At 68.8% G+C, this 24,351-nt stretch carries 22 protein-coding genes; 10 read left to right on the top strand and 12 right to left on the bottom strand.

Going from position 1 to position 24,351, the window contains the following annotated elements:
* Positions 1–49: 49 nt before the first annotated feature.
* Positions 50–1,234 carry a pyridoxal phosphate-dependent aminotransferase gene (locus GGQ63_RS07165; protein ID WP_183854155.1) on the bottom strand — a complete coding sequence of 395 codons (1,185 nt, stop codon included), beginning with the start codon at positions 1,232–1,234 and terminating at the stop codon, positions 50–52.
* A gap of 94 nt (positions 1,235–1,328) precedes the next feature.
* Here GGQ63_RS07165 and GGQ63_RS07160 point away from each other — a divergent pair, with 94 nt between their 5' ends.
* The 3 genes from GGQ63_RS07160 to GGQ63_RS07150 all read left to right on the top strand — a co-directional run bounded on the left by GGQ63_RS07160 (position 1,329) and on the right by GGQ63_RS07150 (position 3,050).
* Positions 1,329–1,517 (top strand): hypothetical protein, encoded by a 189-nt coding sequence (locus GGQ63_RS07160; protein WP_183854152.1) that lies wholly within the window; start codon positions 1,329–1,331, stop codon positions 1,515–1,517.
* Positions 1,517–2,218 (top strand): GNAT family N-acetyltransferase, encoded by a 702-nt coding sequence (locus GGQ63_RS07155; protein ID WP_183854150.1) that lies wholly within the window; start codon positions 1,517–1,519, stop codon positions 2,216–2,218. Before GGQ63_RS07160 ends, GGQ63_RS07155 begins: the two co-directional genes overlap by 1 nt.
* Positions 2,219–2,294: 76 nt before the next feature.
* Positions 2,295–3,050: an SDR family oxidoreductase gene (locus GGQ63_RS07150; RefSeq protein WP_183854148.1), complete on the top strand. Its 756-nt coding sequence runs from the start codon at positions 2,295–2,297 to the stop codon at positions 3,048–3,050.
* Between the two features lie 24 nt (positions 3,051–3,074).
* Here the strand turns inward: GGQ63_RS07150 and GGQ63_RS07145 are convergent, their stop codons facing one another.
* Complete coding sequence (locus GGQ63_RS07145) at positions 3,075–3,836, bottom strand: ABC transporter permease (RefSeq protein WP_183854146.1); 762 nt, start codon at positions 3,834–3,836, stop codon at positions 3,075–3,077.
* A complete protein-coding gene (locus tag GGQ63_RS07140; protein ID WP_343061129.1) occupies positions 3,833–4,771 on the bottom strand; it encodes an ABC transporter ATP-binding protein in 939 nt (312 codons plus the stop codon). The genes GGQ63_RS07145 and GGQ63_RS07140 overlap by 4 nt, the downstream gene beginning before the upstream one ends.
* 158 nt (positions 4,772–4,929) lie before the next feature.
* Between GGQ63_RS07140 and GGQ63_RS07135 the strand changes: the two genes are divergently transcribed.
* Positions 4,930–5,523, top strand: a complete 594-nt coding sequence (locus GGQ63_RS07135; RefSeq protein WP_183854142.1) for a biotin transporter BioY — start codon at positions 4,930–4,932, stop codon at positions 5,521–5,523.
* A gap of 153 nt (positions 5,524–5,676) precedes the next feature.
* On the opposite strand, the gene ileS is transcribed toward GGQ63_RS07135, so the two are convergent.
* The 3 genes from ileS to purE form a co-directional block, all read right to left on the bottom strand.
* Positions 5,677–8,847: an isoleucine--tRNA ligase gene (ileS, locus tag GGQ63_RS07130; RefSeq protein ID WP_183854140.1), complete on the bottom strand. Its 3,171-nt coding sequence runs from the start codon at positions 8,845–8,847 to the stop codon at positions 5,677–5,679.
* 104 nt (positions 8,848–8,951) lie between these two features.
* Positions 8,952–10,031, bottom strand: coding sequence for a 5-(carboxyamino)imidazole ribonucleotide synthase (locus GGQ63_RS07125; RefSeq protein WP_183854138.1), 1,080 nt, complete (start codon positions 10,029–10,031; stop codon positions 8,952–8,954).
* Between the two features lies 1 nt (position 10,032).
* Positions 10,033–10,497: a 5-(carboxyamino)imidazole ribonucleotide mutase gene (gene purE / locus GGQ63_RS07120; protein ID WP_183855348.1), complete on the bottom strand. Its 465-nt coding sequence runs from the start codon at positions 10,495–10,497 to the stop codon at positions 10,033–10,035.
* A gap of 219 nt (positions 10,498–10,716) precedes the next feature.
* Here purE and GGQ63_RS07115 point away from each other — a divergent pair, with 219 nt between their 5' ends.
* A complete protein-coding gene (locus GGQ63_RS07115; RefSeq protein WP_183854136.1) occupies positions 10,717–11,379 on the top strand; it encodes a GGDEF domain-containing protein in 663 nt (220 codons plus the stop codon).
* Positions 11,380–11,385: 6 nt separating this feature from the next.
* Here the strand turns inward: GGQ63_RS07115 and GGQ63_RS07110 are convergent, their stop codons facing one another.
* Positions 11,386–11,592: a YdcH family protein gene (locus GGQ63_RS07110; protein ID WP_183854134.1), complete on the bottom strand. Its 207-nt coding sequence runs from the start codon at positions 11,590–11,592 to the stop codon at positions 11,386–11,388.
* Positions 11,593–11,865: 273 nt separating this feature from the next.
* Between GGQ63_RS07110 and GGQ63_RS07105 the strand changes: the two genes are divergently transcribed.
* Positions 11,866–12,042 carry a YdcH family protein gene (locus GGQ63_RS07105; protein WP_183854132.1) on the top strand — a complete coding sequence of 59 codons (177 nt, stop codon included), beginning with the start codon at positions 11,866–11,868 and terminating at the stop codon, positions 12,040–12,042.
* A 73-nt stretch (positions 12,043–12,115) separates the two neighbouring features.
* On the opposite strand, the gene GGQ63_RS07100 is transcribed toward GGQ63_RS07105, so the two are convergent.
* Both GGQ63_RS07100 and GGQ63_RS07095 read right to left on the bottom strand, forming a co-directional pair.
* Complete coding sequence (locus GGQ63_RS07100) at positions 12,116–13,309, bottom strand: OpgC family protein (RefSeq protein ID WP_183854131.1); 1,194 nt, start codon at positions 13,307–13,309, stop codon at positions 12,116–12,118.
* Between the two features lie 87 nt (positions 13,310–13,396).
* Positions 13,397–14,152 carry a sulfite exporter TauE/SafE family protein gene (locus GGQ63_RS07095; protein WP_183854129.1) on the bottom strand — a complete coding sequence of 252 codons (756 nt, stop codon included), beginning with the start codon at positions 14,150–14,152 and terminating at the stop codon, positions 13,397–13,399.
* Positions 14,153–14,277: 125 nt separating this feature from the next.
* Between GGQ63_RS07095 and GGQ63_RS07090 the strand changes: the two genes are divergently transcribed.
* From GGQ63_RS07090 to GGQ63_RS07080, 3 genes are all read left to right on the top strand, one after another.
* Entirely contained in the window at positions 14,278–14,808 is a 531-nt protein-coding gene (locus GGQ63_RS07090) for a MarR family winged helix-turn-helix transcriptional regulator (RefSeq protein WP_183854127.1), read from the top strand.
* Positions 14,805–15,977 carry an HlyD family secretion protein gene (locus GGQ63_RS07085; RefSeq protein WP_183854125.1) on the top strand — a complete coding sequence of 391 codons (1,173 nt, stop codon included), beginning with the start codon at positions 14,805–14,807 and terminating at the stop codon, positions 15,975–15,977. The genes GGQ63_RS07090 and GGQ63_RS07085 overlap by 4 nt, the downstream gene beginning before the upstream one ends.
* Before the next feature lie 63 nt (positions 15,978–16,040).
* On the top strand, positions 16,041–17,585 hold the full coding sequence (locus GGQ63_RS07080; RefSeq protein WP_183854123.1) for a DHA2 family efflux MFS transporter permease subunit: 1,545 nt from the start codon (positions 16,041–16,043) through the stop codon (positions 17,583–17,585).
* 84 nt (positions 17,586–17,669) lie between these two features.
* On the opposite strand, the gene chrA is transcribed toward GGQ63_RS07080, so the two are convergent.
* The 3 genes from chrA to GGQ63_RS07065 all read right to left on the bottom strand — a co-directional run bounded on the left by chrA (position 17,670) and on the right by GGQ63_RS07065 (position 23,267).
* Positions 17,670–18,890, bottom strand: a complete 1,221-nt coding sequence (gene chrA, locus GGQ63_RS07075; RefSeq protein WP_183854120.1) for a chromate efflux transporter — start codon at positions 18,888–18,890, stop codon at positions 17,670–17,672.
* Between the two features lie 64 nt (positions 18,891–18,954).
* Positions 18,955–22,095 (bottom strand): efflux RND transporter permease subunit, encoded by a 3,141-nt coding sequence (locus GGQ63_RS07070; RefSeq protein ID WP_183854118.1) that lies wholly within the window; start codon positions 22,093–22,095, stop codon positions 18,955–18,957.
* A complete protein-coding gene (locus GGQ63_RS07065) occupies positions 22,095–23,267 on the bottom strand; it encodes an efflux RND transporter periplasmic adaptor subunit (RefSeq protein WP_183854115.1) in 1,173 nt (390 codons plus the stop codon). The genes GGQ63_RS07070 and GGQ63_RS07065 overlap by 1 nt, the downstream gene beginning before the upstream one ends.
* Before the next feature lie 226 nt (positions 23,268–23,493).
* On the opposite strand from GGQ63_RS07065, the gene GGQ63_RS07060 reads away from it, so the two are divergent.
* Positions 23,494–24,078, top strand: a complete 585-nt coding sequence (locus GGQ63_RS07060) for a TetR family transcriptional regulator (protein ID WP_183854113.1) — start codon at positions 23,494–23,496, stop codon at positions 24,076–24,078.
* Positions 24,079–24,351 lie beyond the last annotated feature (273 nt).

The raw sequence follows: 24,351 nt of genomic DNA, 5'->3' as shown, positions 1-24,351 counted from the left end.
TCGACGCCCTCTTCCCCTCTCCCGCGGAGCGGGAGAGGGGACTGCCGCGCTATGCCGCCTTGCGGTTCTCGGCGAGGAAGGCGCCGATGCGCTCCATGGCGCGGAGGATGTTGTCGGTCGAATTGGCGTAGGAGATGCGGATATAGCCCTCGCCGTAGACGCCGAAATCCGGGCCGCCGATCGTCGCGACATTCGCCTGTTCGAGCAGCGCCGAGGCGAGCGGCTTCGCCTTCCAGCCGGTCTCGAGAATGTTCGGGAAGGCGTAGAAGGCGCCCTTCGGCACGATGCACGACACGCCGGGCAGCCGGTTCGCCGCCTCGACGACGACGTGCCGGCGCCGGTCGAACTCCGCCACCATCGCGGCGACCGCGTCCTGCGGGCCGGTCAGCGCGGCAAGGCCCGCCCATTGCGAGGGGGCGTTCACGCAGGACCAGCAATTGACGGCGAGCTTGCGCACCTTGTCGACGAGCCCGGCCGGCCACACCGAATAGCCCATCCGCCAGCCGGTCATCGCATAGGTCTTCGACCAGCCGTCGAGCAGGATCACCCGGTCGCGCACCTGCGGATAGGAGAGGAGCGAGACGTGCTCGAGCCCGTCATAGACCATCTGGCCGTAGATCTCATCGGCGAGGATGGCGATGTCGGGCCGGTCGGCGAGGCCGGCGACGAGCTTGTCGATCTCCGCCTTCGGCGTCACGCCGCCGGTCGGATTGGCGGGCGAATTGAGGATGACGAGGCGGGTCTCAGGCGTCAGCAGGGCGAGCGTCTCTTCCGCCGAGAAGGCGAAGCCGTTCTCCTCGCGGATCGGGATCGGCACCGGCCGCGCACCGGTGAACTCGATCATCGAGCGGTAGATCGGGAAGCCGGGATCCGGATAGAGGATGTCGGCGCCCGGCTCGCCGAACATCAGGATGGCGGCGAACATCGTCACCTTGCCGCCCGGAACGATCACCACATTGTCGGGCGAGACCGGCGCGCCGGTGCGCTTCTCCACATCGGCGGCCACCGCCTCGCGGAGCGGCAGGATGCCGGTCGCCGGCGTATAGCCGTGATGCCCGTCGCGCAGCGCCTTCACCGCCGCCTCGACGATGTGCTCCGGCGTCGAGAAATCCGGCTGGCCGATGCCGAGATTGATGATGTCGCGCCCCTCGCGGGCGAGCGCGGTGGCGCGCGCGAGCACGGCGAAGGCGTTCTCTTCGCCGATCCGGTCGAAGCCGGCGATCGTCCTCAACATGGCGTCTCCCGAAGCGTCGGCCGTTTCGGCCATTGATCTTCCCTCACCTTTCAGCGCATCGTCGGGCCGATTGCAATTCGAAACGGCAAGCCCGATGGGCAAGATCAACGCGGCCTGGCACGAGGCCCATCCGATGCCGAAGAACCCGACCCTCGGCGAGCGGGTCGACTGGCATCTCGCCCATGCCGCGGCCTGCGGCTGCCGCGGCCTGCCCGCCTCGATCCTCGCCGAGCTCGCCCGCCGCGGCATCGCTCCTCCCACCCCGCCCGCCCGGTCCGCCTGATGTCCCTTCCCGCTTCCGAACAACCGGTCGGCGACCCCGTCGACCCGCGCCCCGCGCCCCGGCCCGAGCGCATCACGCTGCGCGGCCGCCATATCTCGATCGTGCCCTTCGACGCGGCCGTCCACGCCGCACCGCTCTTTGCCGCTGTCGCGGGAGCCGAGAATGACGGGCTGTGGACCTATCTGGCGCAGGGGCCGTTCGCCGACGCCGAGCGCTTCGCGTCCTTCTATGCCGCGGCGGCGCAGAAGGACGATCCGCTCCTCTTCGCCCTCGTCGACCCCGCCGGCCGCACGCTCGGCCACGCCTGTCTGATGCGGATCGACGCCGCCAACCGGGCGATCGAGATCGGCAACATCCTCTACGCCCCGGCGCTCCAGCGGACGCCCGCGGCGACCGAGGCGATGGCGCTCTTCGCCCGCCACGTCTTCGAGGATCTCGGCTATCGCCGCTACGAGTGGAAGTGCAACGCGCTCAACGCACCCTCGCGCCGCGCCGCGGCCCGGCTCGGCTTCACCTATGAGGGGATTTTCCGCGCCCACATGATCATCAAGGGGCGCAACCGCGACACCGCCTGGTTCTCGCTGCTCGATACGGAATGGCCGCGCGCGCGCGCCGCTTTCGACGCCTGGCTCGACCCGGCGAATTTCGATGCGCAGGGCCGGCAGCGGCAGAGCCTCGAGGCGATCCGCGCCGCGCTCTGACGCCGCGGCGGCAGCCCCACCGAGAAACCCCATCAAGACCAATAACAAGCGACACGAGAGAGACGAGGAAACGACCATGGCCGACCGACTGAAGGGCAAGCGCGCCTTCCTGACCGCGGCGGGCGCCGGCATCGGCCGCGCCACCGCGCTCGCCTTCGCCGCCGAGGGCGCCGAGGTGATCGCCACCGATCTGAAGCCGGAGCTGATCGCCGATCTGGCGGCGCACGGCATCACTGCGCTGCACGCGCTCGACGTGCGCTCGACGGCGGCGGTCGACGCGCTCGCGAGCGAGGTCGGCCCGGTCGACATCCTCTTCAACTGCGCCGGCTATGTGCATCACGGCACCGCGCTGACGACCTCCGACGAGGAGTGGGACTTCTCCTTCGACGTCAACGTCAAGTCGATGCACCGGACGATCCGCGCCTTCCTGCCGGGCATGCTCGAAAAGGGCCGCGGCGCGATCGTCAACATCGCCTCGGGGGCGAGCTCGGTGCGCGGCATTCCGAACCGCTACGCCTATGGCGCCTCGAAGGCGGCGGTGGTCGGCCTGACCAAGTCGGTGGCGGCCGATTATATCCGGCAGGGCATCCGCGTGAACGCGATCTGCCCGGGCACGATCCAGTCGCCCTCGCTCGACGGCCGCATCGCCGACCAGGCGGAGAAGCTCGGCAAGACGCTCGAGGAGGTCCGCCAGGCCTTCGTCGACCGCCAGCCGATGGGCCGGCTCGGCACGGCGGAGGAGATCGCGCTGCTCGCCGTCTATCTCTCCTCCGACGAGGCGAGCTACACGACCGGCCAGATCCATCTCGCCGATGGCGGCTTCGCCCTCTGAGCGACGGCGCTTTCCGCGTCGGCGTCAGGTCCTGAGCCGGTATCCGGTCCGGAACATCCAGGTCACGACGCCGACGCAGAGCGCCATGAAGACGAAGGTCATGCCGAAGCTGACGCCGGGCGAGACGTCCGAGGCGCCGTAGAAGGACCAGCGGAAGCCGTTGACGAGATAGACGACCGGATTGAACAGGCTCACCGTGCGCCAGATGCCGGGCAGCATGTCGATCGAGTAGAACGTGCCGCCGAGGAAGGCGAGCGGCGTCACGATCATCAGCGGCACGATCTGCAGCTTCTCGAAGCCGTCGGCCCACAGGCCGAGGATGAAGCCGAACAGGCTGAAGGTGACCGCGATCAGCACGAGGAAGGCGACCATCCAGACCGGATGGACGATCTCGAACGGCACGAAGAAGCGCGCCGTGACGAGGATGATCGCCCCGAGCAGCACCGATTTCGAGGCGGCCGCGCCGACATAGCCGGCGAGCACCTCGACCACCGAGACGGGCGCCGAGAGCAGCTCGTAGATCGTGCCGGTGAAGCGCGGCAGATAGATGCCGAAGGAGGCGTTGGCGATGCTCTGGGTGAGCAGCGTCATCATGACGAGGCCCGGCACGATGAAGGCGCCATAGGGAACGCCGTCGATCGTCGCCATGTGCTGGCCGATCGCCGAGCCGAAGACGATGAAATAGAGCGCGGTCGAGATCACCGGCGAGGCGATGCTCTGCAGCAGCGTCCGGAAGGTGCGGCTCATCTCGAAGAGATAGATGGCGCGGATGGCCTGAAGGTTCACGAGCGGCTCCCGACGAGGTCGATGAAGATCTCCTCGAGCGAGGAGCGGGTCGTGTTGATGGTCTTGAAATCGATGCCGCGGGCGGACAGCGCCTTGACGAGCGCGGCGATGCTGTCGTCGTCGTCCTCGGTCTCGCCGTCGAGCACGAGCGACAGGGTCGTCCCGTCCGAAGAGAGGGTGAGCCGGTCGTCGATGCCGGGCGGCACGGCGATCAGCGCCTCGCGCAGGCCGACGCTCACCCTCGTGCGGCCGAGGCTGCGCATCAGCCTGTGCTTCTCCTCGACGAGGATCAGCTCGCCCTTGTCGATGACGCCGATGCGATCGGCCATCTCCTCGGCCTCCTCGATATAGTGCGTCGTCAGGATGATCGTCACGCCGCGCTCCCGCAGCCGGCGCACGATCCCCCACATGTCGCGGCGCAGCTCGACATCGACGCCCGCGGTCGGCTCGTCGAGGAAGAGGATGCGCGGCTCGTGGGCGAGCGCCTTCGCGATCAGCACCCGGCGCTTCATGCCGCCGGACAGCGTCTTGATCTTGGCGTCCTTCTTGTCCCACAGCGAGAGCTCGCGCAGCACCCGCTCGACCTCGGCGCGATCGGCCGGCAGGCCGAACAGGCCGCGGCTGAAGGAGACCGTGTTCCACACCGTCTCGAAGGTGTCGGTGGCGAGCTCCTGCGGCACCAGGCCGATCGCGGCACGGGCGGCGCGATAGTCGCGGACGATGTCGTGGCCGTCGGCGGTGACGGTGCCCGATGTCGGCCGGACGAGGCCGCAGATGATGCCGATCAGCGTCGTCTTGCCGGCGCCGTTCGGCCCGAGGAGCGCGAAGATCTCGCCCCGCTCGATGGCGAGATCGATGCCTTTCAGGGCCTTGAAGCCGGTCTCGTAGGTCTTTTCGAGACCGGAGACGACGACGATCGGATCGGCGGCCACGATTTCACTCCGATTGCGGCGCCCGCCGGGAGACGGCGGGACGGGGGGCGCCTGCATCTAATGCGGCCGGCGGCGCGGGACAACCTCTCGCACCGCTTGCCGGTCCGCCGCAACGGCGGTATCGATCGGAAATGTCCGCGCGACCGATGAAGGAGATCCCGATGAGCTACGAAACCTCGACCGGTTCGGCCCTTGCCGCCCAGCTCTGGCCGGAGCGGTCGGCGCGCGTCGTCCGCTTCGTGGTGCTCGCCCTCCTCGGCAGCGCGTTCCTCACGCTCGCGGCGAAGATCCAGGTGCCGTTCTGGCCGGTGCCGATGACGATGACGACCTTCGCCGTCTTCGTGCTCGGCGCGACCTATGGCTCGCGGCTCGCCGGTGCGGCGGTCATCGCCTATATCCTCGAAGGCGTCGCCGGCCTGCCGGTCTTCGCCGGCCCGGTCGCGGGCCCCGCTTACCTGCTCGGCCCGACCGGCGGCTATATCATCGGCTACGCCGTCGCCGCCTATCTGATCGGCCTCGCCGCCGACCGCGGCCTCGGCCGCTCGATCGTCGGCCTCGCGGTGACGATGTTCCTCGCCGATGTCGTGCTGTTCACGCTCGGCGCGCTGTGGCTCGCCGCGAGCGTGATCGGCTTCGACGTCGCGGTGCTCGAAAAGGGCGTGTTCCCCTTCGTGCTCGCCGACCTGCTGAAGATCGGCCTCGCCGCGGTCGCCGTGCCAGCGGTCTTCGCGCTGCTGCCGAAGAAGCGCGCCTGATCCGAGCGCAAGGCCCTCACCCTCCCCTCTCCCACGGCGCGGGAGGGGGGAATCCCGGCGGCGGCGCTCGTCCGTCCGGCGCATGCCGGCGGTGTCGGCGGCGCGGGTGAGGCGCAGGCGATCGAGATCGCCGCCTGCCGCCATCACTGTTGATCAGGCCGCGACGCGCACGCCGATCGCGACCGGGGCACCGAGGAGTTCGGCCTCCGACACCGTGCCGTCCGGCCGCGCCTCGGTGCGGGCAAAGGAGACCGCGAGCGTCTCCGCCTCGACCGTCTCGCGATGCGCAAGGAGCGCGGCGCCGGCGGGTTCGCCCACCTGCACCTCGACATGGATTCGGTCCGACACCTTGAAGCCGGCATCCTTGCGCGCCTGCTGGACGAGGCGGATGAAGTCGCGGGCGATGCCCTCGGCCTCGAGCTCCGCGTCGACCGCGGTGTCGAGCACGACGACGCCCGCCGCCCCGCCGAAGGCGGCCGCATCGAGGCCTTCCTTCGCCTTGAAGCGCAGCTCGTATTCGCCGGGCTCGATCGTCTGGCCCGCGACGAGGAAACGGCCGTCGCCGGCTTCCGTCCATTCGCCCTGCCGCGCCGCGGCGAGCACGGCCTTGACCGCCGGGCCGAGCCGCTTGCCGATCTTCGGATCGACGGCGAGCTGCACCGCGCCGAATTCGGCCGGATCGGCGGCGAGCCGGACTTCCTTGACGTTCACCTCGTCGGCGATCACCGCGGAAAGCGGAGCGAGCGTCGCATGGTCGGGATGGGCGACGGTGAGCGAGCGGAGCGGCAGCCGGGTGCGCAGGTTCTTCGCCGTGCGGATCGACAGCGCCGCCGAGCAGACGGTGCGGGCGAGATCCATCCGCGCGACGAGCGCGGCATCGGCGGCGAAGGCGTCCGCCTCCGGCCAGTCCTGAAGGTGCACGCTCTCGCCGTCGCAGAGCGCCCGGTGGATGTGCTCGGCGAGATAGGGCAGGAACGGCGCGAGCGCCCGGCACATGGTGACGAGCACGGTATAGAGCGTGTCATAGGCCGAGATCTTGTCGGCGTCCTTCTCCGCCTTCCAGAAACGGTCGCGCGAGCGGCGGATATACCAGTTGTTGAGCGCGTCGATGAAGGGCGGGAAGGCATCGGTGGCGCCGGCGAGATCGAGCCGGTCCATCGCGGCCTCGACGCCCTTCACGAGATCGGCGGTCTTGGCGAGGATATAGCGGTCGAGCTCGACCTCCGCCGAGGTGACGAGCTTTGCCTTCACGCCGTCGATGTTGGCGTAGAGGGTGAAGAAGGAATAGGCGTTCCAGATCGGCAGCAGCACCTGGCGCGTCGTCTCGGCGATGGCGCGGCCGTCCTTCGGCATGGCGAGATCGCCGCCCGACAAGAGCGGCGACGACACCATGTACCAGCGCAGCGCGTCGGCGCCGTAGGTGTTGAAGACGTCGATCGGGTCCGGATAGTTCTTCAGCCGCTTCGAGAGCTTCTGCTTGTTCTCGTCGAGCACGACGCCATGGCAGACGCAGGCACGGAACGGCGCGCGATCGAACAGCGCCGTCGCCATCACCATCAGCGTGTAGAACCAGCCGCGCGTCTGCGCGACATATTCGACGATGAAATCGCCCGGGAAGTGGCTCTCGAACCACTCCTTGTTCTCGAACGGGTAGTGCACCGAGGCGAACGGCATCGAGCCGCTCTCGAACCAGCAGTCGAGCACGTCCTCGACCCGGCGCATCATCGCCTTGCCGGTCGGGTCGTCCGGATTGGGGCGGACGAGATCGTCGACATAGGGACGATGCAGGTCCTTCGGCCGCACGCCGAAATCGCGCTCGATCTCGTCGAGCGAGCCATAGACGTCGATGCGCGGATAGTCCGGATCGTCCGACTTCCAGACCGGGATCGGCGCGCCCCAGAAGCGGTTGCGGCCGATGTTCCAGTCGCGGGCGTTCTCGAGCCATTTGCCGAACGAGCCGTCGCGGACGTGATCCGGCACCCAGGTGATGCCCTGATTCAGCTCGACCATCCGGTCCTTGAAGGCGGAGACCTGGACATACCAGGAGCGCAGCGCCTTGTAGATCAGCGGCTGGTCGGTGCGCCAGCAATGCGGGTAATTGTGGTCATAGGTCTCGTGGCGCAGCACGACGCCGTCCGCCTTCAGGTCGCGGATGACGTCCTTGTTGGCCTCGAAGACGTTTCGGCCCTGGTAGGGCGGCGTCTCGGCCGTGAAATCGCCGGCGAAATCGACCGGATCGACGACCGGGATGCCGTTCGCCTGCGCGAGGTTCATGTCGTCCTCGCCGAAGGCGGGGGCGATGTGGACGACGCCGGTGCCGTCGGTCATCTCGATGAAGCCGCCGGCGTGCACCCGGAAGGCGCCCTCCTGCCGCTTCCCCTCGAAGAAGGGGAAGAGCGGCCGATAGGTGCGGCCGACCAGCTCGGCGCCGGCGAGCGTGCCGACCTCGTTCCAGCCCTCGAGCTCCTTCGCATAATTGGCCGCGAGCGGCGCGCCGATGACGAGGCGCTCGCCGCCCTTCTCGAGCACGGCGTAATCGGCATCGGCCTTGACCGCGAGCGCCATGTTGGAGGGCAGCGTCCAGGGCGTCGTCGTCCAGGCGAGGAGCCGGGTCGGCGTCTCGTCGGCGCCGAGCGGGTCGAGCAGGAAGCCGACGGTGAGCGCCGGGTCCTGGCGCATGCGGTAGGAATTGTCGAGCCGGGTCTCGAAATTCGAAAGCGGGGTCTGCGCCGCCCAGGAATAGGGCACGACGCGGTAGCCTTCATAGATCAGGCCCTTGTCGAAGAGCGTCTTGAAGGCCCACATGGTGCTCTCCATGAAGGAGAGATCCATGGTCTTGTAGTCGTTCTTGAAATCGACCCAGCGGGCCTGCCGGGTGACGTAATATTCCCAGTCCGCGGTGAACTGCTGGACGGAGGTGCGGCAGTGCTCGTTGAAGCGGGCGACGCCGTATTTCAGGATTTCGAGACGGCCGGAGACGGAGAGCTCCTTCTCGGCGTGCAGCTCGGCCGGCAGGCCGTGGCAATCCCAGCCGAAGCGGCGCTCGACCATCCGGCCGCGCATGGTCTGGTAGCGCGGCACGAGGTCCTTGACGAAGCCGGTGACGAGATGGCCGTAATGCGGCAGGCCGTTCGCGAAGGGCGGGCCGTCATAGAAGACGAACTCCTTCGCGCCCGCGGCGCGGCGCTGCTCGACCGAGCGTTCGAAAATCCGGTTCTCCTTCCACCACGCGCCGATCGCCTCCTCGATCTTCGGAAAGCTCGGCGAGGTGTCGGCGGGCGGATAGGCGGTCGAACGGACAGGCGCTTCGGCGGTCTCGGTCATTGCGGGATCTTCGCGTGGTTCAGGCGGCGGCGGGGCCGCGCTCGGAAAGGCGTGCCCTCAGATAGCGCTTCTCGGCCGAAACCGCCACCCGCAGGCGTGCGGGCTCAACCGCTGCGCGGCTCGAGGCGGTTGACATGGCCCATCTTGCGGCCCGGGCGGACCTCGGCCTTGCCGTAGAGATGCAGCCGCACGCCCGGCACGGCGGCGATCGTCGCCCAATTGTCGGCGGCGTAGCCGATCAGATTGGTCATCACGACATCGGAATGCCGGTCGACCGAGCCGAGCGGCCAGCCGGCGACGGCGCGGATGTGGTTCTCGAACTGCGAGACGAGCGCGGCGTCCTGCGTCCAGTGGCCGGAATTGTGCACCCGCGGGGCGATCTCGTTGACGAGCAGGTCGGTGCCGCCGGCGCCGGCCACGACGAACATCTCGACCGCGAGCAGCCCGACATAATCGAGCGCCTCGGCGATCTTCAGCCCGATCGCCCGCGCCTTCTGCGCGACCTCCGGCGCGATCGCCGCCGGGACGGTCGAGGTGGCGAGGATATGGTCCTCGTGGCGGTTCTCGACGACGTCGTAGACCGCGCTCGCCCCGCCGGCACCGCGCACGACGAGCACCGAGATCTCGCGCTCGAAGGGGACGAAGGCCTCGAGCACGGCCGGCTGGCCGCCGATCTCGTCCCACGCCTCGCCGGCATCCTCCTGCACCTCGATGCGCACCTGGCCCTTGCCGTCATAGCCGAAGCGGCGGGTCTTCAGCACCGCCGGCGCGCCGATCTCGGCGACACCGCGGACCGCATCCGCCGGGCCATCGACGAGCGCGAAGCGGGCGACGGGGATGCCGAGCTCGACCATCAGCTTCTTCTCGGCGCCGCGGTCCTGCGCCACGCCGAGCGCCCGCGGCCCCGGCAGGACCGGCACCTTGCCGGCAAGGAAGACGGCCGTCGAGACCGGCACGTTCTCGAACTCGTAGGTCACCACCGAGACGGCGCCGGCAAAGGCGGCGAGCGCCGCCTCGTCCTCATAGGCGGCGACGGTCTTCGCCACGGCGACGTCGAAGGCCGGCGAGGCGGGGTCCGGGCAGTAGATGTGGCATTTGAAGCCGAGCTCGGCGGCGGCGAGCGCCAGCATGCGGCCGAGCTGGCCGCCGCCGAGAATGCCGATGGTCGCGCCGGGTGCGAGCATGTCAGGCCTCGTCGCTGGGATGGTCGGCGATCTTCGCCGTCTGCGCCGCGCGGAAGGCGTCGAGCCGCTCCGCCAGCGCCGGATCGTGGAGGGCGAGCACGGCGGCGGCGAGCAGCGCGGCATTGACCGCACCGGCCTGGCCGATGGCGAGCGTGCCGACCGGGATGCCGGCCGGCATCTGGACGATCGAATAGAGGCTGTCGACGCCCGAAAGCGCCTTCGACTGCACCGGCACGCCGAACACCGGCAGCGGCGTCATCGCCGCGCACATGCCCGGCAGATGGGCGGCGCCGCCGGCGCCGGCGATCACCACCCGGTGGCCGGCATCGCGCGCGCCCTTCGCGAAGGCGACCAGCCGGTCCGGCGTGCGGTGGGCCGAGATGATGCGGTCGTCATGGGCGACGCCGAGCGCATCGAGCGTCTGCGCGGCATGGCGCATGGTCTGCCAGTCCGACTGGCTGCCCATGATGATCGCGACCGGCGCCGCAGCACCCTTCGACCGCTCGTTCCCGGAACTCTCGTCCACACCGCACCCCGGCTCGAGGAAAGGCCGGGAGTATAGTGGCGGCGCCCCGGCCGGCAAGGCTTTCCGCACCGCGTGCGGCGTCGCACGCACCCTGCCCCGCCGACCCGCGGCACGCCCGTTAACCACCGGTCAACCATCGCGGCCCCACCCTGTCCGGCTATGATCCCCCGCGCCGACCACAGCCGCCCGTCCGCCCTTCCCGAATCCGCTGCGCCCTCGGCGCGCCGCGGCCCGGCGTCCGAGGAGGGCGCTCGGCCGCATCCGCCCGAACAGCGCGCGCTCGTCACACGGCTGACGGAAGAGGTCGCGGCGCTGCGGGCGGCGCTCGACGCCAAGGCCCGGCAGCTCGCCGCGCTCGAAATCGAGGCGACGACCGATCCTCTCACCGGCCTCCTCAACCGGCGCGGCCTCGACCGGGCGATCGACCGGGCGCTCGCCCTCCATGCCCGCTACGGCATGGCAGGGATGCTCGCCTTCATCGAGATCGAAGGGCTCGAGGCGATCCGCCGGAGCGGCGGGCGGGTCGCCGAGGCGGCGGCGCTCGGCGCGGCGGCGGCCGAAATCCGCGCCGCGATCCGGGCATCCGACCATGCCGCGCGCCTCGAAGGCGGCGGCTTCGCCGTCCTGCTCGGCAATTGCGATCCGGCCGGCGCCGCCCGCCGGCTCCAGGGCCTCGCGGCGGCGCTCTCGCCGCTCACCATCGATCTGCCGGACGGGACGCGCGCCGTGCTGTCGGCCCGCGCCGGCCATGCGGCGATCGCACCCGGCGACGACGCCGCGGCGCCGATCGACCGCGCCGAAGCGGCGGCCCGTCGGATCTGAAACCGCTCAGGCGATGATGTCGGGGACGATCTGATCCTCGATCGCGACGATGCGATCCTTGATCATCAGCTTCTTCTTCTTGAGCCTCTGGATGCGGAGCGGGTCGATGCGGCCGGTCTCGAGCATCGCCTGGATGGCGGTGTCGAGATCGGCATGTTCCTGACGCAGCCGCGCCAGTTCGATCCGCAGCTCCTGCTCTTCGTCCTCGGTCATTCACGCACCCCTCGCGCCCGCCGGATCGATCGATGCGGACGGCCGCCGGGACGGAGGATACAGAGAAGCGGCAGGGCGAGCGAGATGCTTCGCACCGTGCCGGCACGACATGAGCGCGCAGCGGGCGCGATCCCGCCGGGCTTCCGCCCCATTCGTGCCCGATCGCCGTGCGAGCGTCATCACCATGTCGCGAGGCTGTCGCGCATCGTTCACAGAGCGACGGATCCGTGGCATAGTTCCGAAGTCGTGATCGGTCACGAAGGGAGGCCTGAGATGTCCATGGAATCGCATCTTGCCGAACTCGAGCGCCGCCATCGAGCGCTCGAGCGCGAGATCGAGGAAGCGATCAATCATCCGAGCACCGATACCGTCGTGCTCGCCTCGCTCAAGCGGCGCAAGTTGCAGATCAAGGACGAAATTACCCGCCTGCGCGCGCCGACCATTCACTGAACGGCGCCGCACGAACCTCTTCGAGAGCCGCGGCGCGCCGCGGCTCTTTTTCATTGCCCCTCTCCGCTTCCGATCAGTCCGCGCGGGCGACCGAGGGCAGCGCCGCCCCCGCGAGCGCCGGCGCCGTTGCGCGCCGCGCCGCCTTCTCCTCGCGCGACCAGTCGAGGAACCAGGCGAGGCCGTAGAGGAGCAACCCGCCGGCGGTCACCAGCAGCGTGTCGAGGACGAGGCTCGACAGGGTCGGCGCCGCCTCGGGCAGCAGGCCGAACACGGTGCGGCGGATGATCAGGCCGACATTCGACAGGATCGAGCCGAGACAGAATACCGGCAGCGTATTGCGACCGAGGCGGACGATCGGATTGTCACCGCCCAGCCAACGCTGCAACAGGCCGGGGATCGGGCTCCAGGCGATCACATAGCAGAGCGCCAGGATGTGGACGAACCGGAAGAGGCCGAGCGCGCCCTTGTCGAAGCCGTCGATCCAGAACCAGGACGGCAGTTCCGGAAACGTCGACCACAGCGCGAACCAGGCGATCCCCGCCGCCACGGCGAGATAGCCCGCCGCGCCCCAATGGAGCGGCCGGCTGTAGGGCATCCTCACACCGTCGCGGAAGGCGATCCCCCAGACGAGGCCGACCGAGAAGAGCAGCTGCCAACCGAGCGGATTGAAGAACCAGCCGGCCCCGACATGATTGGGCGGGGTGAGCCTGAAGACGTGCGCGACGAGCCAGAGCGCGATGCTGAAGGCGACCGGCAGCCAAAGCCGGATGCGGGCGAGCAGCATCAGCACCGGCAGCAGGAGCAGGAGGCCGATATACATCGGCAGGATGTTGAAGCCGCCGGTCTGGTAGGTGAGGTTCGCCATGCCGGCGATCGCTTCGAGCGGCCGGTCGAACAGGAATTTCCGCTCGTCGAGCTCGATCAGCCAGGGATCGCCGAACCGCAGATAGGCGGCCGCGAAAAGCCCGAGGCTCACCGCCAGCATGGTGATATGGGCGACGTAAAGCGTGACGATGCGCTTGCCGATGCGGGCGAGCGCGAAGGGCCAGCGCCCGTCGACGAAGCGCGGCCAGTAGGCGAAGGCCGAGGACACGCCGGCGAGCAGCACGAAAAGCTCTGCCGCGTCGGAGAAGCCCCAGTTCCGCTGCGTGAAGCCGCCCCAGAAATTACCGTGGATGTGATTGATGAAGATCGACAGCAGCGCGAGGCCGCGGAAGAAGTCGATCCTGTATTCGCGCCCGGCACGGGGCGCGATCGGGGGGGCCATGCCGCGCATCATACGTCCTGCTCTCGATCCCGACTTTCTTAGCCGGCAATCCGCGCCGACGAAAGACCCGGGTCGAGGAACGCAACGTCAAAGCAGGGCGCGGGTTCCGTCATAGACGAGTTTCAGGCCGATCAGGAAGATCGTCACATAGGAGATGCCGTAGAACACCTTCTGATCGATCTTCTTCACGATCCAGATCCCGATGACCGTTGTGATCGCCGCGAGCGGAAACAGAACGGCGGAGGTTTCGAGATTGGCGGCGTCGAACTGGCCGAGGAAGAAATACGGGACCAGCTTGACGACGTTGGTGATGGCGAAAAACACAACCGACGTGCCGACGAAGACCTGCGGCGGCAGGCGGAGCGGCAGTGTATACATCTGGAAGGGCGGGCCGCCCGTGTGGCTGACAAAGCTCGTAAAGCCGGTGACAAGGCCCCAGAAGGCGCCCTTCGGCGTGCTGTGCTGCGCGGGCTCCCGGCGCAGCCGATCGCCGAACCAGTAATTGAGCGCGAAGGCCACCGAGATGACGCCGACGAGCAGGCTCACCGCATCGTCGTCGACGTGCGCCGCCATCAGCCAGCCGATGCCGATGCCGAGGATCGAGGCCGGCAGCATGACGACCAGCGTGCGGCGGTCGAAGGTGCTGCGGTAATAGAGGAGGCTGACGGCATCCATGACGATCAGGATCGGCAGCATGATGCCGGCCGCCTGAACCGGCGAGATGACGAGCGCCATGATCGGCACGGCGAGCATGCCGATCGCCCCGCCGAAGCCGCCCTTCGACAGGCCGGTGAGCGAAACGGCCACCAGCGCGGCCGCATAGAACCAGGGATCGTCGATCATGGCGGATCATTCCGAGAGGCGGGCCGTTTCCTCTAGACCCTTTCGGAGCCCCGCGCCATCGAACCCGTCGCGGCACCGCAGCATTCTCGCTTGCATATTATAAGGCTTCTTATTATATACGGCGCATGCAAAACGATCCCATCCGAGCCGGATCGCCAAACGACAGCGATTTCGGCTTTCTCGTCAGTGACGTCGCCCGGCTGCTGCACCGCGCCTTCGACCATCGCGGCGAGTGCGGCGATCTCACGCGCGCGCAGTGGCAGGTGCTCGTCCGCCTCGCGAAGAACGAAGGCGGCAACCAGGCGAGCCTCGCCGGCGATCTCGACATCGAGCCGATCACCCTGTCGCGCCATATCGACCGGCTGGAAAGCGCCGGTCTCGTCGACCGACGCGCCGATCCGGACGACCGGCGCGCCCGGCGGCTCTATCTGACCGAGGCGGCGCGGCCGCTGCTCGACGCGATGCGCGCCTATGCGCTCGTCGTCTTCGAGCACGCTTTGACCGGGCTCGAGCCGGCCGAGCGCGCCGAACTGGTGCGGCTCCTCACCCATGTGCGCGGCAATCTCGGCGTCTATTCCGCCGGAACCGCCCCCCTCTGCCAAACCGAGCCGGACGCCTCCGCGGCGGCCGGACAGTCCGAACGGGCCCTGACATGACCGAGACCTCAGAGATCAAGAAGCCGGAAGCCCCGGCCGCCGCTGCCGCCCCCGCCACCCTTCCGGCCGCCCTGCCGACGGCGCCCGCCAAGCCGAAGTCCCGCCGCCGGCTCGTGCTGATGCTCACCGTGCCGCTGCTCGTCGCGGCCGGCGGCTTCTATATCTGGGCGACCGGCGGCCGCTTCGTCGCCACCGACAACGCCTATGTCGAACAGTCAAAGGTGGCGATCGCCGCCGATGTCGGCGGCCGCATCGTCGCGCTCAACGCGGTCGAGAGCGCGCCGGTCAAGAAGGGCGACGTGATCATCGAGATCGATCCCGAGCCCTACCGGATCGCCGTCGACGAGGCGCAGGCGCGGCTCGCCTCGGCGCGGCTGCAGGTCGAGCAGTTGCGCGCCACCTATCACGAGGGCGAGGCCGAGGTCGCCTCGAACCGCGAGAACATCCTCTATCTGACCTCCGCCTTCGAGCGGCAGCAGAACCTCCTGAAGACGGGCGTCGCCGCGCAGGCTTCCTACGACAAGGCGCAGACCGATCTCGCCACCGCCCGCCAGGACCTCGCGCAGGCGCAGCAGAAGCTCGAGGGCGCCCGCGCCGCGCTCGGCGGCGACCCCGACCGGCCGGTCGACCAGCATCCGCTCGTCATGACCGCCCAGGCGGCCGTCGAGAAGGCGCAGCTCGATCTCTCGAAGACCGAGATCCGCGCGCCGGCCGACGGCATCCTCGCCCAGACCGACGCCGTCCGCATCGGCCAGTATGTGACCGCCGCGACGCCGCTGCTCAGCCTCGTCGAGACCGGCAACACCTGGGTCGAGGCGAACTTCAAGGAGACCGACCTCACCCATATGGCGGTCGGCCAGCAGGCGACGATCACGGTCGACGCCTTCCCCGACAAGGAATATCAGGCCCGCGTCATCGCGATCGGCGCCGGCACCGGCTCGGCCTTCTCGATCCTGCCGGCGCAGAACGCCACCGGCAACTGGGTCAAGGTCGTGCAGCGCGTGCCGGTCCGGCTCGAGATCGCCGATGGCGCGGCGGAGGCGATGCTGCGCACCGGCCTCTCCGCCTCGGTCGATGTCGACACCGAGCATCGCCGCGCCCTGCCCGGCTTTCTCGCCTCGGCGATGGCGCTGATCGGCGTCGAGCCGGTCGAAGCCGCCACACGCTGATCCCTCGTCCGGTCGCGCGCCGCAGCGCGCTCCCGCAAGCCCCATCGCCCGAAGGCGAAGATCATGAACGCTCCCGCCGCCGCTGCGGCCCCCGCCGTGCGTCACCGCGGTCTGATCACCGCGGCGATCATGCTCGCGACGATCATGCAGGTGCTCGACACCACGATCGCCAATGTCGCGCTGCCCTCGATGCAGGGCTCGCTCGGCGCGGCGTCGGATACGATCACCTGGGTGCTGACCTCCTACATCGTCGCCGCGGCGATCGCGACGCCGGTCACCGGCTGGCTCGCCGACCGGCTCGGCCTCAAGCGGCTGTTCCTGATCTCGATCGCCGGCTTCACCGTCGCCTCGCTCGCCTGCGGCATCGCCGGCAGCCTCGCCGAAATGGTGTTCTACCGCATCGCGCAGGGCCTGTTCGGCGCGGCGCTCGTGCCGCTCTCGCAGAGCGTGCTCCTCAACATCAACCCGAAGGAGCGGCACGGCCAGGCGATGGCGATGTGGGGCGCCGGCATCATGATCGGCCCGATCATCGGGCCGACGCTCGGCGGCTGGCTGACCGACGTCTTCAACTGGCGCTATGTGTTCTTCGTCAACCTGCCGGTCGGCATCCTCGCCTTCACCGGCCTGCTGATCTTCATGAACGAGAGCCCGAAGCGCGAGCGGCGGTTCGATTTCTTCGGCTTCGCGATGCTGTCGCTCGGCGTCGGCGCGCTGCAGATGATGCTCGACCGCGGCGAGCAGCTCGACTGGTTCTCCTCCGCCGAGGTGCTCACCGAACTCGCTCTGACGCTGATCGGCTTCTGGGTCTTTGCGGTTCACATCGCGACGAAGAGCGACACCTTCATCGAGGCGCGGATCTTCCGCGACCGCAATCTCGTCACCGGCCTCGTCTTCATCTTCATCATCGGCATCATCCTGCTCGCCACCATGGCGCTGCTGCCGCCGATGCTGCAGCGGATCTACGGCTATCCGGTCGTCACGACGGGCATCGTGCTGGCGCCGCGCGGCGCCGGAACGATGATCGCGATGATGGTCGTCGGGCGGCTGATGGGGAAGATCGACCCGCGCCTGATGATCTTCGTCGGCCTCGCGCTCGTCGCCTGGTCGCTCTACGAGATGACCACCTGGTCGCCGATCATGGACTGGTGGCCCTTCATCACCACCGGCGTCGTTCAGGGCCTCGGCCTCGGCCTCGTCTTCGTGCCGCTGTCGACGATCGCTTTCGCCACCCTCGCGCCGCAGCAGCGCACCGACGCGGCGAGCCTCTTCAGCCTCGTCCGCAATCTCGGTTCGTCGATCGGCGTCTCGATCGTCTCGACCCTGCTTTCGCAGAACATCCAGGTGAACCACGCCGAACTCGCCGAGCGGATCACGCCCTATTCCTCGCCGCTGCCGGCGGGGATCGCACCGACGGGCGCCCTCTCGTCGGGCTCGACCGCCGCGCTCGCGACGCTCGATCAGGCGATCAACACGCAGGCGACCTTCATCGCCTATCTCGACGACTTCAAGTTCATGATGTTCGTCACCCTCGCCACCATTCCGCTGCTCGCCTTCCTCCGCTACCGGCGCCAGGCCTCGGGCCCCGCCGAAGCGGTGGTGATGGAGTAGCGTCCGCCTTCGGCGTCTCGCCGCGACCGGTCCGCCTCGCCCCCCTACCCCGGGGCGGCCCGGCGGCGAGACGCCGGAGCCTTCTCAGAAAGCTCCGATGAGGCCGGCTGCGATCCAGCCGGCGAGGCCGGCACCCGGCACCAGCAGCCAGGGCGGCAAAAGCCCCTTCATCAGAAGGAGGAAGGCGGCGGCGACCAGCGGCACGTCCCACCAGGCGCGGATCGCGTGCGTCCCCACCGGATCGGCGAGCGCCGCGGCGAGCAGGCCCACCACCGCCGCGTTGATCCCGGCGAGCGCCGGCCGCACGGCGGGAAGCCCCAGCAGCCGGCCCCAGAACGGCAGAGCCCCGCAGACGAGCAGGAAGGCCGGCAGGAAGATCGCAAGGGTGGCGAGGAGCGCGCCGAGCGGACCATTCGGGACCGCGGCGGCGGCGCCGAGATAGCTCGCGAAGCTGAAGAGCGGGCCGGGCACCGCCTGCGCCGCGCCATAGCCGGCGACGAAGACATCCGGCGCGACGAAGCCCGTCCCGACCACCGCCCGGTCGAGGAGCGGCAGCACGACATGGCCGCCGCCGAAGACGAGACTGCCCGACCGGTAGAAAGCCCCGGCGAGGCGCAGCGCCTCCGATCCGCTCGCCGCGGCGAGCACCGGAAGACCGACGAGCAGCCCGAAGAAGAGGGCGAGCAGCGCCGCGCCGGCCCGCGGCCCGAGCGGGCTGCGCTGCCCCGAGCCGCCCGCGCCGCCGCTCGCAGGCAGAAGAAGCGCCCCCAGCACGCCCGCCGTGGCGAGCACGACGAGTTGCACAGCGGCGAAAGGCAGGAGGAGGAGCGCGACGGCCGCCAACGCGGCGAGCGTCCGGCGCGGTCCGTCGGGCGTCAGCTGGCGCGCCATCGCCACCACCGCCTGCAACACGACGGCGGCGACCGCGATCTCCAGCCCGTGCAACAGGCCGGCGTCGATCGGCCGGCCGCTCGCGACGAGGCCGAGCCCGAGCGCCGCCATGACGAGCGCCGAGGGCAGGGTGAAGCCGAGGAAGGCCGCGACCGCACCGGCGAGCCCGCCCTTCAGGAGACCGATGCCCATGCCGACCTGGCTGGAGGCCGGCCCGGGCAAAATCTGGCAGAGCGCCACCAGCTCGGCATAGGCCGCGTCGTCGAGCCAGCGGCGGCGGCGCACCAGCGCCTCGCGGAAGAAGCCGAGATGGGCGACGGGTCCGCCGAACGAGGTCAGACCGAGCGCCAGAAACACGGCGAAGATCGCCGCCGGGCTCTGCCGCCCGACGATCGGTGAGGGCGCCTCGTTCATGTCCTCCCCCAGACGCGAAAAGGGCCGGCGCTGGGCCGGCCCTTTCACAAAACGCGTTCGGCGATCACTCGGCAGGCACGGGCGCCGGGCCGTGGCCGTGCCCGTGCGCGCCGGGCGGCGGCTCGAGCGAGATCGGCGCATTCGGGTTCGAGCGGGTCCGCGAGGAGATGATCGTATAGAGCATCGGCACCACGAAGAGGGTGAAGATCGTGCCGATCGACATGCCCGACGCGATCACGATGCCCATCGCGAAGCGCGCCTTGGCGCCGGCGCCCGTCGCGGTGAGCAGCGGCAGCACGCCGAGCACCATCGCCGCCGTGGTCATCAGGATCGGCCGCAACCGGACCCGCGCCGCCTCGACGATCGCGGCCTTGCGGTCGATGCCGCGCGCCTCGCGCTGCTGGTTGGCGAACTCCACCATCAGAATGCCGTGCTTGGTGATCAGCCCGACGAGGGTGATCAGTCCGACCTGGCTATAGATGTTGAGCGTGCCGCCCGACAGCGCCGGCACGAAATTGCCGAGCCGCGAGCAGACATTGAGCACCGCCACCGCGCCGAAGATCGAGAGCGGCACCGACATCAGGATGATGAACGGATCGCGGAAGCTCTCGAACTGCGCCGCCAGCACGAGATAGATGACGACGATGGCGAGACCGAAGACGATCAGGAGCGTGTTGCCCGTCTCGATCTCGGTGCGGGACTGGCCGGAATATTCGATGAAATAGCCCTGCGGCAGAACCTGCTGGGCGATCTCCTGCAGGGTCGCGAGGCCCTGGCCGGAGGTGACGCCCGGCAACGGCAGGGCGGTCAGCGTCGAGGAGTTCAACTGATTGAACTGCTCGATCGCCGGCGCCGAAGCCTGCTCCGTCACCGTGACCACCGCCGAGAGCGGCACCATGGCGCCGGACTGGCTGCGGACGAAGAAGGCGCCCAGGCTTTCCGGGTTCATCCGGTATTTCTGGTCGACCTGCGGGATGATGTCATAGGCGCGCGCCTCGCGATCGAACTTCGACACGCTGTTGCCGCCGACGAGCAGGGTCAGCGTCGCGCCGATGTCGCTCACCGAGACGCCGAGCGAAGCCGCCCGCAGCCGGTCGATCGTCACATTGGTCTTCGGCGTCTCGAAGGAGACCGAGTTCTGCACGATGATGAAGCGGCCGGTCTGCATGGCGCGCCGCTTGATCTCCTCCGACATCTCATAGACGCGCTCCGCCGAATTGGTCGACTGAACGACGAGCGAGATCGGCAGACCACCACCCGTGCCGGGAAGCGACGGCACGGCGAAGACGAAGCCCTGCACGCCGGAGACGCCGTCGACCTTGGCCTGGATCTCCTGCTGCAGCTCCTGCTGCGAGCGCGTGCGCTCGTCCCAGGGCTTGAAGGCGAAGCCCGAGAAGGCCTGGGTCGTGCCGCTCGAACCGGCGATCGAGAAGCGCGCCCGGATCTCCGGGATCTCGTTCACCCGCTCCGACAGCTCGTCGACATAGCGCGAGGTATAGTCGATCGTCGCATAGGGCGGCGCGTTGAGGATCGAGATCAGGAAGCCCTGATCCTCTTCGGGCGCCAGTTCGCTCTTCGTCTGCAGGAAGAGATAGACCATGCTGCCGATCAGAATCGCGACCATCAGCAGCGTGATCGAGCGGACCTTGAACGAGCCCTCGAGGCGCCGTCCGTACCAGTTGGCGAGCCCCTCGAAGATGTGGTCGACGAAGTGCTGGAAACGGCCGCCGCCGGGCTTCAGCATCCGGCCCGCCATCATCGGCGAGACGGTGAGCGCGATGATGCCCGACAGCACGACCGAGCCGGCGAGGGTGAGCGAGAACTCGCGGAACAGCGCCCCGGTGACGCCCTGCGTGAAGGCGATCGGCGCGTAGACGGCAGCGAGCGTGATCGTCATCGCGACGACGGCGCCGGAGATCTCGCGCATCGACTGGATCGCCGCGGCGATCGGCTTGTAGCCCTCCTCGATATGGCGGTGGATGTTCTCCACCACGACGATCGCGTCGTCGACGACGAGACCGATCGCCAGCACCATGGCGAGCAGCGTCAGCGTGTTGAGCGAGTAATCGAGCGCCCACAGCATGAAGCAGACGCCGATGAGCGACAGCGGGATGGTGACGATCGGGATCAGCACCGCCCGGAACGAGCCGAGGAAGAGCAGGATGACGAAGACGACGATGACCGCGGCCTCGCCGATCGTCATGATCACCTCCTCGATCGAGGCGCTGATCGCTTCGGTCGAGTCGTAGACGAGGTCGATCGTCATGTCGGAGGGGAGGCTGGCCTGGATCGCCGGCAGTTCCTCGCGGACGCCCGCGGCGACGTCGAGCGGGTTCGCCGACGGCGTCTGGAAGATGCCGAGGAAGACGCCTTCCTCGCCGTTGAACCGGACCTCGGAATCGGTCGACGCCGCGCCGAGCTCGATCTTCGCGACATCGCGCAGCCGGACGACGTCGTCGCCGTTCGAGCGGATCGGCAGCGCCCCGAAGACCTCCGGATCCTGCAGCGTCGTCTTCGCCTCGATCGAATAGCTGAAGTCGGAATTGCGGGTCCGGCCCGGTGCCGAGAGGAAGTTCGAGCCCTGGATCGCGGCGAGCACCTCGCTCGCCGTGACGTTGCGCGAGGCGAGCGCGACCGGATCGATCCAGACCCGCATCGCGAATTCCTGCGCGCCGAGAATGTCGGCATTGGCGACGCCCTCGACGGTCGCGAAGCGCGGCTGGATGACGCGGATCAGGTAATCCGTCAGCTGCTGCGGGTTCATCGTCGCGCTGCGCGCCGCCAGGTACATCATGGCGAAGGTCTGGCCGGTGCCCTTGACGATCACCGGGTCCTCGGCGTCGTCCGGCAAGTCGCCGCGGACCTGCTGAACCTTGGCGATGACCTCGGTCAGCGCGCTGTCCGGATTGGTGTTGAGGCGCATGTGCACCTGCACCGTCGAGACGCCGAGCGAGCTGCTCGAGGTCACGTAGTCGACGCCCTCGGCGGAAGAGACCGACTTGGCGATCGCCGTCGTGATGAAGCCCTGGATGACGTCCGACGAGGCGCCCGGATAGGCCGTGGTGACGGTGATCACCGTCTCCTCGACCTCGGGATACTGGCGCACCGCCATGTTGAAGATGCCCTGCGCGCCGAGCAGCAGCATCATCAGGCTGAGGACGGTCGAGAGGACCGGCCGGCGGATGAAGATTTCCGACAGGTTCATTACTTGGTCGCCTGAGCTTCGGCCACACCGGCCGGCTGCACGCTGTTGTCGATCGCGACGGGGCTGCCGGGCGACAGCTTGTTCTGCCCGGCGGTCACCACCTGGGCACCCGCCTTGAGACCGCGGGTGATCTCGATCTTGTCGCCGACGCGCCGGCCGGTCTCGACGAAGACCTGGCGGGCGACGAGCTTCGGCCCGGCCGGGGCCTGGCCGGCGGCGCCCTGCGCGGCGGGCGCGGCCTCGCCCTCCTTGGCCGGGGCCTCCTCGACGACATAGACATAGCTGCCATAGAGGCTGACGGTCACCGCCGTCTGCGGCAGGGCGATGATGCCCTTCTCCTCGGGCAGATTGACGCGGACGCGGATGAACTGTCCGGGACGCAGCACGCCGTCGGAATTGGCGACCTGCGCCTGCACGGAGACGAGACGCGAGGACGGGTCGATCTTCGGATCGATGCCGCTCAGCTGGCCGCCATAGGGCAGTTCGCCCTCGTTGAGGCCGAACTGCGCGGCCTGACCGATCGACAGCGAGGACAGCTGCTGCTCGGGCACGGTGAAGTTGACCTTCATCGTCTCGAGATCCTGCAGCGTCGCGACGACCGTCGCGGGCTGGACGTACTGGCCGACATCGATCTTCGGAATGCCGATCGTGCCGGCGAAGGGCGCCTTGATCGCCTTCTGATCGATGGTCGCCTCGATCGTGGCGAGGCTGCCCTGCGCGGTGTCGACCTGGTTCTGCGAACTCTGCAGATCGGCGACCGTCGAGACGCCGCGGTCTAGCAGGCGCTGGGTGCGCTCGAGCGCCTCGCGCGCGGTGGCGAGCGAGGAGCGCGCGCCGAGCAGGCCGGCGCGCTCGACGGCGTCGTCGATCTGCACCAGCAACTGGCCGGCCGAGACGCGATCGTTCGCCTTGAAGCGGATGTCCTTGACGATGCCGCCCACCTCGACCGCCACGTCGACGCCCTGCGACGCCTGGACCGTGCCGACCGCCTCGATGCCGGGGGTCCAGTCGACGGGCTGGACCTCGACGGTCGAGATCGTCACCGTCGGGACCGGCATGTTGGCGAAGAACTGCGCCGTCATCTTGTTGCTGAAAACATTGAACCAGATCAGCGCGCCGGCGACGACGGCGACGACGATCAGAAGGAGAACGGCCAACAGAACGCGCTTCATGGGACGATCCGATGTCGGCCCCGGCAGCGGGGCCCGAAAGAGGGACTGCGGCGACCGGACCTAGTCGCTCGCGACAAGCAACCTTGATCGGACATCGCTATTTACTGTACCGTCTGGTCGGTCATGTCAATTCCGCGCCCGGCGGAACTGCTGCGCCGCAGCATGAGCGTGGCCCAAAAGGCACAGAGAAGAACCGAATGCGGCGTTGGATCGAAGGGATCGAAGGGTGACCGAGACAGCAGCAAGGCGCGGCCGGCCGAGCGCGCGGCAGCGCATCCTGGAAGCGGCGGAGGCGGTGGCCCAGCAGGTCGGCCCCGCACATCTGTCGCTCGATGCGGTCGCGGAGCGCGCCGGCGTTTCGAAGGGCGGCCTGCTCTATCACTTCCCCTCGAAGCAGGCGCTGATCGTCGCGGTGATCGAGCAGCACATCCACGAGATCGAGTGCGCGCGGGAACGCGCCGAGGCGGAGCAGCCTCCCTCCTCCTGCCCGGTCGCGACCGGACATATCGACGCCTTCGCGCAGAAGCTGTGTTCGAATGCGGACGGCGTGCCGCCGGGGATCCTCGCCGCGCTCGCCGAGACGCCGGCCCTGCTGGAACCATTTCGCGATTTCAACCGGCGCTTCGTCGAACGGCTCGACCGGTCGAAGCCGAACTGGGAGACGGCGATGATCGCCTTTTATGTCGTCGAGGGCATGAAGGCGCTGCAGATCTTCGGCGCCGATCCGCTCGATCTCGACAGCCGCCGGTCGGTGCTCGACGCGATGCGCCGGCTGGTCGGCGAGGAGGATCGGCCCGCCGCGGCGGAATAGCCGCAGGGACGGGCGCCGGCCAGCCGGCCTCGCCCCGCCTGCCCGCAGGGGGCGGCTGGTTTTGGCGCGAGGCTGCCTTGGTGCTTTGGCGCCGATCTGCCCCCTCTCCCGCTGTGCGGGAGAGGGCCGGGGTGAGGGGTCTTCGGGGAGCGGGGCTTGCGGTTTTGAGCCGCTGGGCGCGCACAGCAAAACCCCCGCCGGCTGTTGGGCACGGGCGGGGGTTTTGGGATTGCATCGCGAAGGGAAGGTTGTGATCTCGAAGAGGATGTTCGT

Source organism: Prosthecomicrobium pneumaticum (assembly GCF_014199915.1).
GTDB lineage: Bacteria > Pseudomonadota > Alphaproteobacteria > Rhizobiales > Kaistiaceae > Prosthecomicrobium > Prosthecomicrobium pneumaticum.
Note: the sequence above shows the minus strand (reverse complement) of the source record. Positions and strands in the feature narration are given on the sequence as shown.

Coding starts and splice junctions, on each gene's coding strand:
- GGQ63_RS07165 (WP_183854155.1), bottom strand. CDS start 1,234: ATGTTGAGGACGATCGCCGGCTTCGACCGGATCGGCGAAGAGAACGCC.
- GGQ63_RS07160 (WP_183854152.1), top strand. CDS start 1,329: ATGGGCAAGATCAACGCGGCCTGGCACGAGGCCCATCCGATGCCGAAG.
- GGQ63_RS07155 (WP_183854150.1), top strand. CDS start 1,517: ATGTCCCTTCCCGCTTCCGAACAACCGGTCGGCGACCCCGTCGACCCG.
- GGQ63_RS07150 (WP_183854148.1), top strand. CDS start 2,295: ATGGCCGACCGACTGAAGGGCAAGCGCGCCTTCCTGACCGCGGCGGGC.
- GGQ63_RS07135 (WP_183854142.1), top strand. CDS start 4,930: ATGAGCTACGAAACCTCGACCGGTTCGGCCCTTGCCGCCCAGCTCTGG.
- ileS (WP_183854140.1), bottom strand. CDS start 8,847: ATGACCGAGACCGCCGAAGCGCCTGTCCGTTCGACCGCCTATCCGCCC.
- GGQ63_RS07125 (WP_183854138.1), bottom strand. CDS start 10,031: ATGCTCGCACCCGGCGCGACCATCGGCATTCTCGGCGGCGGCCAGCTC.
- purE (WP_183855348.1), bottom strand. CDS start 10,497: ATGGGCAGCCAGTCGGACTGGCAGACCATGCGCCATGCCGCGCAGACG.
- GGQ63_RS07115 (WP_183854136.1), top strand. CDS start 10,717: ATGATCCCCCGCGCCGACCACAGCCGCCCGTCCGCCCTTCCCGAATCC.
- GGQ63_RS07110 (WP_183854134.1), bottom strand. CDS start 11,592: ATGACCGAGGACGAAGAGCAGGAGCTGCGGATCGAACTGGCGCGGCTG.
- GGQ63_RS07105 (WP_183854132.1), top strand. CDS start 11,866: ATGTCCATGGAATCGCATCTTGCCGAACTCGAGCGCCGCCATCGAGCG.
- GGQ63_RS07100 (WP_183854131.1), bottom strand. CDS start 13,309: ATGGCCCCCCCGATCGCGCCCCGTGCCGGGCGCGAATACAGGATCGAC.
- GGQ63_RS07095 (WP_183854129.1), bottom strand. CDS start 14,152: ATGATCGACGATCCCTGGTTCTATGCGGCCGCGCTGGTGGCCGTTTCG.
- GGQ63_RS07090 (WP_183854127.1), top strand. CDS start 14,278: ATGCAAAACGATCCCATCCGAGCCGGATCGCCAAACGACAGCGATTTC.
- GGQ63_RS07085 (WP_183854125.1), top strand. CDS start 14,805: ATGACCGAGACCTCAGAGATCAAGAAGCCGGAAGCCCCGGCCGCCGCT.
- GGQ63_RS07080 (WP_183854123.1), top strand. CDS start 16,041: ATGAACGCTCCCGCCGCCGCTGCGGCCCCCGCCGTGCGTCACCGCGGT.
- chrA (WP_183854120.1), bottom strand. CDS start 18,890: ATGAACGAGGCGCCCTCACCGATCGTCGGGCGGCAGAGCCCGGCGGCG.
- GGQ63_RS07070 (WP_183854118.1), bottom strand. CDS start 22,095: ATGAACCTGTCGGAAATCTTCATCCGCCGGCCGGTCCTCTCGACCGTC.
- GGQ63_RS07065 (WP_183854115.1), bottom strand. CDS start 23,267: ATGAAGCGCGTTCTGTTGGCCGTTCTCCTTCTGATCGTCGTCGCCGTC.